We start from the raw sequence: 12,036 nt of genomic DNA, 5'->3' as shown, positions 1-12,036 counted from the left end.
TTTATTATCACTCAGTTTATAAATATAAAAAATTCCAAGTAAAGTGAAATTTCTTTTGATAAACCAAACAGTTGTTTTAAATTTGTCATCGCTAATCTTTTCCAAGAAATTACAATGAAAAAACAAATAAGTTTAGCCTTAATTATAATAGGCAGCTTAGCTTTTGCACAAGAGAATACAACATCACCCGTTCAGGATTCGGTACAGAATACAAAAGACATCCAGGAAGTCCTGATAAAAGCACAACGCAAAAAACAATTTGTAGATAAAGCAGTCTACAGTTTTGATGAAGAAGCTTTGAAAAAAGCACGATATGCAAATGACTTATTGCAAACTTTACCCGAACTTCAGTTCGATCCCATATCGAGTACAATTACCAGTATTAAAGGTGGTAAATTTTTACTTTTAATCAATGGTGTGGAATCGACAGAGCTTCAGGCAAGAGGAATACGACCGGAAAATGTGGTTCGGGTTGAATATTACGACAATCCTCCCACCCGATGGGCAACCAGAGCAGATACTGTAGTGAATATTATCACCAGAAATCCTGAAGTCGGTTTTGCAGCGGGAGCTTCGGTGAGCAGTGCACTGACAACAGGTTTCGTGAACGGACAGGCGTATGCCAATTACACCAACGGAAGAAACAATTTCGGGCTTGAATATGGGATCAATTTCAGAGATTATGACAATCGGGTTAGCAACAGAGTTTACGATTACACGCTTCAGAATTCTCATTACAACACCAACGAAAACAAAACAGATCATTTCGGATATACCTATCAGGATATTGCTTTAAGATATACAAATTCACTGATGGATAATTATGTTTTTCAGGCAAAATTCTCAATGAATATCTTCAATTATTTCTCTAAAGGAAACGGTCAGAGTATTTTCACCAAAGACAATAATTCTGAGCTGCACGGAACTTCACAATACAGCGGCGAAAACTATAATCCACCCAAACTTGACCTTTATTTTTCGAAAAAACTGAGCAAAAAGGACGAAATCAGCTTTAATGTTGTCGGATCTTCCTACACAAGTGAAAGCTTCCAGATTGATAAAGAATGGGTAATCAATACAGGAAATATTGTTTTCGATAATGATATGAATTTACAGGCAAAACAAAACAGCATTGTAGGAGAAGTTGCTTATACTCATGATTTCAAAGCGGGAAAATTAAGCGCAGGATACAGAATCGATAATAATAATGTAGACAACAACCTAGAGAATTTAGCCGGAAATTTTGATTTTTCGGTTAATTATTTAACTCAATATTTATACTCAGAATTTGCCGGGAAAAGTAAAAAGCTGATGTATCGTGTAGGTTTAGGTTTAACCAATATTCACAATAAAACAGCTGCAACAACGGATGATGACTGGACGATTACTCCTAAAATTATTCTTGGTTACGAACTTAAAAAAAATCAAAGCTTACGATTAACGAGCAGCTATACTCCATACAGCCCGGGAAGTGCCACATTGAGCCCGAATATCAATCAGGTGGTTCCCAACATTGTATCTACCGGAAACCCTTTTCTCACTATACAAAAAGCATGGAATAACAATTTAAACTATTCTTACAACAATAAGTTTTTTGATTTTAACGCTAATGCTTTCTACAATTATGTAGATAATGCTATCAATAGTATGTATGTTTTGTATAATAACTACACACAATATGCTTTAACCTATGAAAATGCACAGTTTAGTTCTCGTGCCGGAATTCAGCTGACTGGTTCGGTAAAGCCATTTGGGAACAGATTATTGGTCATTAAGGCCAATATCTATCCTACGATGCAGCGCGTAAAAACAAATGCGGGAGTTTTGCTGAAAAACAATTATTTCGGAAACAATTTTACTATTTCTTCCGAGTATAAGAACCTGAGCGTAACGTATATGTTTAATATTCCTGTCTATACGCTGAGTGGTGCATTTTTAAATACAAATGAAAACCAAAATCATATTTTTGCCAACTATAAACTGAAAGACTGGACGCTGACAACAGGAATGTACTGGTTGGGAATGCCTTCAAGATATAAAACAAAGACTCTTGACGAAAGTTTAGTCAATTACGTGGGAACAACTAACATTTACAACAACAGAAATATGTTTATTCTGGGAATCGGCTATGATTTTGCCAAAGGTAAAAAGAATGAAGTCAACCGAAAACTGAATAATGACACTGCTCCTGCAGCGACATTCTAAGATCTATAAAAACAAATTGCTCATTAAATCTTTATGAATTAATTTAATGAGCAATTATTTTAGTGATAAAGATTCATCAATTATTTTACAATCATTTTAAATGATTTAATCATCGTTGTTCCATCGGATATTTCAAGAATATAATTTCCTTTTTGCAGTATAGAGTGCATTTCAAACGTTTGCTTTTTCTGATTGCTTAGCTTTTTTGTATCAATCAATCTTCCCGAAGCGTCGTGAATCTTCATTGTGCAGTTCTTTTTAGCCAAAACAATACCTTCTAACGTAAAATTTCCGTTATTTGGATTATTGTACAGCATCAATTCATTTTCTTTTTTTGTTTCATTTACAGCTAATGTTGTTTTATTAAATTTTGCCACGAAACAGGTTAATCCATTCGTGTTTGAGGGATTTCTTGTAGGCATCCAAGCTCCTTCTGTAGTGTAACCGGTATTTGAATTGGTGCTTCCAAACAGATACAGTGTATTGTTCTTGAATGCTACATTAATGGGTATAGCAATACCCGCAGCTGCTGAAGAGCCTCCATAATACGATGCCCAGGACAAACTTCCTGATGCGTTGAATTTTGCAAAATAAAAATTGTGCGATCCCACACTATTAGATTCCGGAGCAGACTGATAAGAATTGGGAGTCGCAATATTATTTCCTCCTCCAAACGTAGTTCCGGTAATGTAAATCTGATTACCATCGAGAGCGATTACTTTGTCGAATTCATTCATATCTTCACCGGATGATCCGAAATAGGTACTCCATTCACGATTACCAGATAATGAAAATTTCGAGAGAAAAATATCTGAGCCCCCGGTTACATACTGCTTAAAACTGGCTGGAGTTCCGAAAAAACTTGAACCATCAAAATTATAATCTGTACCCGTTACATAAAGTCCGGTTTCATTTACGGCTAAATCAGTAAACATTGCAAATCCGACCGATGGAGCTCCGCCGTAGTAAGTACCCCACATTCTTGTTCCGTCTGAAGCATTCATTTTGGTGATAGAATTATTTGACGGAGATGTCTGAAATGCACCGGAAGTCGCCATTGTACTCAATGCTGAATTAGTGTTCATGCCGGTAAGCATATACAAAGCTCCATCATAATATTGCATAGAAATACTTAAACCTGTAGGCATATACGTACCCCAAATTTTCTGCCCGCTTGGAGAGAGTTTCATCAAATAACCGCTGGGAATTAATTGTCCTGCAGAATCATAAATAATATCGTAATTTTCCTGCAATACACCCGGATTTGAAATATTCTGTAGCATTTGTGTTTCTCCAGATACGTAAACATTGCCTGCTTCATCCAATTCAAGATTTATAGCTCTGGAAATAGATGGTAAATACGAAGCCCAAATCAAAACTCCTGCGGAAGAATACTTCGCCAGTATTACCTTATGAGTAGAAGATGGTTGTGGATCATTGGGTAAATATACTCCTGCTGTAGTTTGTACTGATGGCGGACTTCCAAAAAACAAGTAATATTTATTATCCTGCTGATCTACTTTTTCTAAAGATTTTGAATCTAATGCATTGAGATATCCATAATAAGAAAGCATACCCGATGAAGATAAATTTGCATCAAAACCGTAAATATCATTTTGTTGATTGCCCCAAGAACTACCACCGCCTAGTAAAAACTGATTAAAATAGCTACCAGTCATGCTTTGTTGATTCCACATACTGCCTCTTACATGAAGATTTTGTTGAGAATCAAATAAAATTCCTTTTGTGGTATGTATACCGGCTATCTGACCGCCATTTGCTCCGAAATAAGTTCCCCAGCTACGTTCAAATTCAAAAACACTTTGCGAATAGAAAAAATTAAAAATAAATAAAAGTGCTACAGCTAAAGTGCTTTTCATAATATTTTGTTTTTTGGTTTTCGATTGAATAACGGATCAATCAAATCATGGGCTATAAGTATTCGTATCACTACCCTATTGTTTTCAAAGATAACGAACCTGTTTGTAATCAGCAACTTTCAACAATAAATATCAAAATTAAGTGATATATATTAAATAAAATATACTTAATTAATTAGATGGAAATTCAAGTTATCAGTATAATTTTCAATTAAACCCAACTATAAGCCGCAAAAATTTTTTATATTATTTCTTCACCACTTTTTCTGTCACTACAGATTTATCAGTTCTAATCTTTAAATAATAAATACCAGCACTAAACGAATTGAAATTAATTTTCGCATTATTATCTTGCAATTTACCGCCAGAAATTCTCTGTCCTACTGAAGAATACAATTCAAAGCTTTCCAGCTTATTTTTGCTTCTTATATTTAAGATATCTGTAATTGGATTCGGATATATATCAATTCCGGCAACATCAGCTTTAACTTCACCAGTATTGAGTGAACAATTGGAGCTACTTCCCAATTTGGCAATAAAGAATTGAGAATACCCGGTCATACTTGTACTGTATAAAGTAGGAATCCCATCATTAGAAGCAGCAAATAATTGATCGGTAAAAAAACCTCCGACAATATAATTCCCATCTTTATCAACTGTAACAGCCGTAATCTGATCCTCGGTAGAATAATTACTTTCAATTTCATGTGTTGCGATGACAGCTCCGGTTTGAAGATTCAATCGTACCATAAAGGGATCTGATCTTGCATTTAATGGTTTTGTCAGCGGAAAATTAGCCCATTTTTCACGAATTGCTCCTTTTGTAAAAGCTATTTCATTACCATTGATCGCCAAGCCTCCAATGAAATTTACGGAGAGCGACTGGTCATCATGAATACCGTTTAATCCGTTCTCAAGCGGCACTGTCATCCAAAGCACATTTCCTGAAGGGTTCATTTTAGCAACAAAAGGAATTGTATTATTCAAATTGGTTGAGGGCAAAGTGTAATTGCCAAAAGTACAGGTTGGTGACCAGCCATTTACATTATTTACCGGAAATTTAGAATAGTGCCCACAAATATAAATATTGGAGTTTTGATCTTTTTTGATGTCGAAAATTTTTTCGAACTGCTTCTGCCCCGGTCCCATGAATGGAAACACAAATTCTTTCCTCCATATCTCGTTTCCTGTAGCTCCGTCAAACGTAAAAATAAAACCTTCATTGTTGAATGGTAATCCGCCATAAGATAGATTGGTATATTGAAAACTACCGGTTCCGTACATTCTCCTGCCTGTAATATAATATCGATTCAGATTTTCATCATACAGCAATTTTGCCTGACCGTCAATAGATGTTCCTCCAAAATCACCGGTAATAGGAAGCAACATCGGATTCGGGGCAACGGTCATATTTCCATTGTCATAATTAAATTTTACAAGATAATATTGAGGACCTACATTGTTATTCCCTAAAGCTATATCATAATCAAACGAATTGGGTACCGTAATTTTCCCATCAAGATGAGTTCCTTTGTAAAAACCAAGAACAGCATGAATATTTTTATTGCCATCCATATCCCAAAGACCGTTATCACCTCTTCCTACAGGAAACGTTACATCTCCCTGCAAAGCTTTATACCAAACCAAATTACCGGTAGCAGTATTGTATTTGAGAAGGTACATTGTTTTAAAAGCGGGATCTATTGCATTACCGTACGGATAAGGCGGTGCAGGAAGAGCAGAAATAACCGGCAATGTAACATTCGTATCCAAATGTGTTGGGCTGAAGTTCGAAGGAGAATCCACAGCAACATTATTTGAAAGATTGGCCATTAAATATATTCCGCCGTTATTATCTACTTCTATTTTCATGGCAAATTCTGAATTGGTATATCCACCAATAACGGTTTTCCATCGCAGATTCCCAACACAATCCGTAGAATATAATAGCAAATCCCGAGTCCCATATACTGTTACAGGAGAGTCATTTACTAATGGCTGGTTATTATAAATCCAGGTAAGAAAATAATAATTGCCATTATTGTCAGTCGTAATCGCTTTGATATTTTCATCTGCGGAAGTAGATGCGAAAACATCATGACCATTATTTCCTCCACCCTGTTTAGCCCATTGCCATTGATAGGTCTGTGATAGGAGTAAACTTGCCTGAAATAAAAAATAAATAATGAGTAGGTTTTTTTTCATAAGATGATCTGGTTATTAGTTTTTACGTATCTCATAATCTTAGGAACGAATAATTACAAAAGATCCCGGGGTAAAAATATCAAAAATATGTGAAATATTTACAATTCATATTAGTTTATTTTTAACATTAAAAAATTTAATTATCCTATAAGAAGCAACTGTAAAAAAGAAGAGCAATGCACCAGAAATGGATCTGCAAAATCAAACTTAACTCACAAAAATATTGAGATCAAAGAAGAATTTGATCAAGAGATGAAATTTCAAAAAAAACTCACTAAGATCAAAATAAAGATGATGAAGACAAAAAAACTGTGCTGTAATCTATTTTAAAACTAAAATTCTATGAAAATGCATTTCAAACAACACAATTAAACTTTGAATTATTAAAAAAATATTGATTAGCAATTAATTCCAACATAAAAAAAGAGAAAGCATTATTTAAAAATGCTTTCTCTTATTGGGTGACCGCGAAGGGATTCGAACCCCCAACCCTCAGAGCCGAAATCTGATATTCTATCCAGTTGAACTACGCAGCCGGTTTTTATAAGTGATAAGTAATTAGTAATAAATAATGCAAATATTGCCCCATTACTAATTACTCATTACCCATATTTAGAACGTGATCTTCACACCTCCCAAAATCTGTGCACCAAGAACTTTATATCCTTTGTACGTTTGGTATTTTGAGCTCAGAAGATTGTTTCCGAGTGCGAAAATACTGAAATTTTTGTGAATTTTATACTCTGCAGACAAGTTTAAATCTGCATAACCACCAACTTTATCATTGGTATCTTCCGTAGACTGGAAAATTAATGCAGGACTTCCCGTTCCTTCAAGCATGTAAGAATTTGTCGTTCTGTCTGTTGCAAAAATTCCTTTGAACCCTAAAGACAATTTTTTCTCCAACATCGTATATTTTGCACCAATACTTCCGCTCACTAAAGGAACATTATAAATGTTTTCATAATTCTTCAGATCATACTTCAAAAATCTCACATCAGCATCCACAATAAGATTTTCTAATGGGAAATACTGCAAACTACCTTTAATATCGCTTACATTTCCGTCATCATAAATGGCAGAAAAAGTATTTGCAAAATCATATCCCGGTCTGTCTAAAGTAAATTCATTATTGAAAAGATTATTGGCTCCGAAGAACATAATATTTCTCATTTTTCCGAATCCTGCAGAAACATCATATTTGAAAGTCTCATCAATATCTCCTCTCAAACCTGCATAAATATGATATTGGGTTTCTGTTGGTCTCAACATCTGGTCAGATACCAAAAAAGGATTTTCCTGTAAAAGTTCAGCGTATGTGTTTAATTTTAAACCACCGTCAACTCCACCATAGAATTTGAATTCTTTTGAAGCAGCCACCTGAAATTCAGCCTGCGGAAACCAATATGTTTTGTTATTCTTTAATTCTTCCGCTAAAATTAAGTTTGAATTTCTTGCATTCAGGAAAGTAATTCCAGAACCGAGCATCAAATAAGATTCTCCTTTGGCAAAAGTCAGTTTAGGCGTAATATTAGCGTTGAAAAATGTTGCAGAATTTTTATTTAAAAGATTAAAATCCGTTTTTACCGTTTCCAAGCCTAAACCTAAATCAGCATTCATTACGATTCCGCTTTTTGCTATTTCCACAGCATGTTTTGAAAGGTTTGCCAGTATGGAAGCCTGATTTTCTTTTGCATCAAAATGATCCGATAAAAATGAAGATTTTACTCTTACGTCATTCAGAATTTCATTTGAATAAAAATCATAATAACCGTTTACCTTAAACTGATTCACTTTCTGTTTCAAATCAACATCTGCTGAAGGTGTTAAAGCATAAATTCCGTAGTAATTATAGTTATTTAAACCATATTCAGCATTCACATTGATTTTCCCTTTCTCTCCGTAAGAATTTAAAAAAGCTCCAAGAGTTGCAGAACTTTGTTTGGAATCCCAATCGTAGTCTTTTTTCAGACCGTTGGTTGATAAAACATGAACATCTGCACCCACTTCCAGTTTATTTTCAAGAGTTGTAGAGACATTAGCATCCGCTAAAATCTTCCCATAGTTCCCCATTCCGATCTGGAAATAGTTATTCTGAGCCGTTCCGTCAAATTTCGGAGCAACATCTTCACCCTGAATCGTAGAAGTTTTAAAATCTGAAACGGCAGGAACATCCGTAATGGTATATTTCACAGGATTTGCTGATTTCTCTTCCGGCGGATAATTTTTCTCTGTAACCACAGAAGTTTTTTTCTTCTCGATTTTCTTTACTTCCGGCTCTCTTTTTTTATTAAGAATAAGCTTCTCTTCTTTGATCTGAGAAAACGCTACCGACGAAATTCCTAAGAATAGTATAGATAATATTTGAATTTTCTTGTTCATTGCTTATTGTATTAAGTATTGATGTACAAAGGATTAATGATTTAAAATTAATAATCTATTGTACTGAATACATGAGTACATTTTACTTTTTAATAGTCTTTTTAACCTCTTTCGCTTCCGCTACAATTTCAGGGAAATCAGCATAGTTTGCAATAATCTGGTCACAGGTATAACTTGCCTGATAATTATCTTTCAGACCGACATAATTTTTAGCCATCAACACCAAAGCTTTTGCTCCCCAATAATCTTCTGATGCGTAATTGTTGGCAATTTTAAAGATGGTCTCGTTAGATGATTTAAATGCTTTTGCTTTATTCTGATAGAATGCTTTTGCGTAAAGTGCTTCAGCTGCAACTTCGGTGTTTGATGATTTTTCAAGAGCCGTATAAGCCGTCTGAGCGTCTTTATCTTTTCCTGAATTCATCAGACTTCTCGCCTTGATTACTTTTGCAGTTTCAATGACCGCTGCAGAGTTTTTATTGTTGCTGATTACGGCATTGGCTAATTTTTCTGCTTCTGAGAAATTCTTTTCTTCAGCATACATTTTCATCAATTCTACATTCGCATAATTTTTCACATTAACGTCTGACGAATTTCTGATATTCTCTAAATATTTTTTAGCTTCCGCAGAATTCCCCTGAGCCAAATAAATTTGTGCTAAACGGGTCTGCGCATCATCCTGATAATCGTTCTGAACATTTCCTACTTCCTGAAGAACCAAGAGTGCTTTTGTAGGATTATTGGTCTGATAATAACTCTCTCCCAATTCGTATTTAGCCTGATAAAGACCTTCTCCGGTAGGATTTTGCGTTAAATATTTCTCATAATAAGAAATCGCATTTTTGTAATCTTTCTTCGTGAAATACTGTTTTCCGGTTGATAAGTTGATTTCATCGATTTCTGATGCTTCAACATTCACCCCGATATTTCTTGCGAAACTTTCATACCCTGAAACATCACCATTTTTCGTAAAAATAGGTTTTGCTGCCTGAACAATTTTTTGTGCATAAGCCGTATTTTTATACTGTTCGCCTAAAGATTTCAGTTCAGATAGCGCTTTATCATTTTGATTCTGATCGATATAATTCTGCGCTCTGTAAATCGCTGCATTTGCCACCAAATCTTTGTCTGAAGAAGATTTAACAACTTTTCCGAAGAAATCGTTTGAATTGCTGTAATCATTCTGAGCTGCATAAGCTACTCCGATTTCATATTGCGCATCATCGATGTATTCGGAAGCAGGATATTTTGAAATCAATGATTTTAAGTTCGTGATTTTCGCTGCATGATCATTTTTAAATCCTAAAGCCAAAGCTTTTTGGTATAAAGTATAATCTGTAGCGTCTTCGTTTTTATCGTAAATCGCAATTGCCTGATCCAGATCGTTATTAGCATAATTAATGTCTGCTAAACGAAGCTCAGCATCATTTTTAAATTCAGGCTTTGGATCTTTTAAATATTGGGTGAAATACTGTTCAGCCTGATCGAATTTTTTAGATTTAAAATAAGCGTATCCCAAATCGTAAGGTAACTGCTGTTTTTCAGGGAAACTTTCATTCGCTAATTTCTCATAACGGGCAATTGCCGAAGGATAATTTCCTTTCTGATAATACACCTGACCCAGCCAATACAACGCTCTGCTGTGGAATTCTTTATTTAAATCAAACTCCAGACTTCTTAAAAAATATCTTTCCGCTTCGTCAAAATTACCTTTGTTGAATTCCTCAGTTCCCAATAAATAAGAAACTTCCTGATCTACTTTATCGGTTTCAGGGGTAGAATTCGGCAATTTATCGATCGCATTCAATGTCTCTTTAAAGTTCCCGGAATACAGATACGATTTCACCAAAAGTGATCTCATTTCCGAAGTTTTCGCATCATTATTGTTGATGGTGATATAGTTCTGGATAACGTTTGTAGGATTTTCAAACGGGTTTCCGATGTCGTAGCTTAATTTTGCATACTGTTCGTGCGCCAGTTTTTTCACATTCGCATCATAATCCATCTGATAAGACGAACGGAACGCGGAAAGAGCTTCCTGCTTTTTGTCAACCGCTAAATAAGCATTTCCTAACTGATAATATGCATTCTGAGCCAAAGCTGAATTGCTGTTCAGTAACTGGTTGTAATATGAAACGGCTTCATCATACTTTTTCAGCTGTGCCGCTACAAATCCCATTTCGTACAAATCATTTTCTGAAGGATTCAATTGTACCGCCAGATAATCTTTCAGATGCGGATAAGCAGAATTGTAATCATTCTTCATGAAATAAGATTCACCGATGATTTTGTGAACCTCTGCTTTGTATGATTCTGAAATATCTTCATTTAATAGAGCAGTTCCTTCCGAAATCGCTTTATCATAATCTTTATCGTTGTAGTACATCTGCACATAATACGGACGCACCAGTTTTGAAAATTTAGGCTGGTCTTTTACCGAATCAAAATATTGGAACGCCTGAACATTGTCTCTTTTGGAATAATACAAATGTCCCAACATATAAGCAATATCACCTTTCTGCGATTCATCGGCAGTTTTGTAAGCTTCTTCCAATGCATCAATCGCACCTTTTGCGTCGCCCATCATAAATTTAGCATACCCCAGTTTCAGAATATATTGCGTATTTTCTTCACGGGTCAGCTGATATTGATTAACTTTCTTTAAAGTTTTTAAAGCTTCCTTAAAATCTTTTTTAGCCAGATAATAATCTGCCAAAGGTAAATTCGCCTGTGCAAAATAAGCCGAATTAGGATATTCTTTCATAAAAGCCGTTAAACCTTCTTCCGCATGATTTTTCTGAAGGATAACGCCAATCACATTATCAAAAAACTGCGCTGCTTCTTTTTTAGACTGCACCAGATTCTGATTGTAGAAATACTGTCGTGCATATTCGTATTGGGAAGCGTTGTATATTTTGGTCTGATAAAGATTCTGGGCAAGATTAAACCTGTAGTTTTCCTTTTGGGTAAAGTATTGAGACTGTTGCGCTTCGGAAACTCCGAAATAGAAAACAGCAGCCGCTAAAAGTATTTTTTTTGATTTCATTAATATCAAATTTTAAAATGGGAAGGCTTCAAAAATGAGACCATTTATTTTAAATTTCAGATAAGATTTTATCCACAAATTATCAACGAAAATATCGAAAAGATATTGTATAAACAAGTCTTTTTACATAATGTTAGTATGTGGATTATTTTTTAATACTAATTAACTTTTGTGTAAGAAATATTAAGAAAACCCGTAGTGCATTATCACACAATAGCTATTTTAATATTATTCATTTTTCTTTTATAAACAAAAACATTTATGAATTGGATAAATGTGAGTGTCATTATTTTACTTAGTATTCTTGTTTTGAATCCA

Annotated in this window: 5 protein-coding genes and 1 tRNA gene; 1 reads left to right on the top strand and 5 read right to left on the bottom strand. The window is 34.7% G+C overall.

The window, feature by feature from the left end; all coding sequences use genetic code 11:
• Window positions 1–114 precede the first annotated feature (114 nt).
• A complete protein-coding gene (locus tag BA768_RS20355) occupies window positions 115–2,205 on the top strand; it encodes an outer membrane beta-barrel protein (protein WP_065722216.1) in 2,091 nt (696 codons plus the stop codon).
• Between the two features lie 80 nt (window positions 2,206–2,285).
• Here the strand turns inward: BA768_RS20355 and BA768_RS20350 are convergent, their stop codons facing one another.
• From BA768_RS20350 to BA768_RS20330, 5 genes are all read right to left on the bottom strand, one after another.
• Window positions 2,286–4,085: a T9SS type A sorting domain-containing protein gene (locus tag BA768_RS20350; RefSeq protein WP_065722215.1), complete on the bottom strand. Its 1,800-nt coding sequence runs from the start codon at window positions 4,083–4,085 to the stop codon at window positions 2,286–2,288.
• A gap of 246 nt (window positions 4,086–4,331) precedes the next feature.
• Window positions 4,332–6,290 carry a T9SS type A sorting domain-containing protein gene (locus BA768_RS20345; protein ID WP_065722214.1) on the bottom strand — a complete coding sequence of 653 codons (1,959 nt, stop codon included), beginning with the start codon at window positions 6,288–6,290 and terminating at the stop codon, window positions 4,332–4,334.
• Window positions 6,291–6,752: 462 nt separating this feature from the next.
• Window positions 6,753–6,826 (bottom strand) — tRNA-Arg (locus BA768_RS20340).
• 76 nt (window positions 6,827–6,902) lie between these two features.
• A complete protein-coding gene (locus tag BA768_RS20335; protein WP_065722213.1) occupies window positions 6,903–8,672 on the bottom strand; it encodes a TonB-dependent receptor in 1,770 nt (589 codons plus the stop codon).
• 82 nt (window positions 8,673–8,754) lie between these two features.
• Window positions 8,755–11,718, bottom strand: coding sequence for a tetratricopeptide repeat protein (locus BA768_RS20330; RefSeq protein ID WP_065722212.1), 2,964 nt, complete (start codon window positions 11,716–11,718; stop codon window positions 8,755–8,757).
• Window positions 11,719–12,036: the final 318 nt, after the last annotated feature.

This window comes from Chryseobacterium sp. CBo1, assembly GCF_001693475.1.
GTDB classification, from domain to species: Bacteria; Bacteroidota; Bacteroidia; order Flavobacteriales; family Weeksellaceae; genus Chryseobacterium; species Chryseobacterium formosense.
Note: the sequence above shows the minus strand (reverse complement) of the source record. Positions and strands in the feature narration are given on the sequence as shown.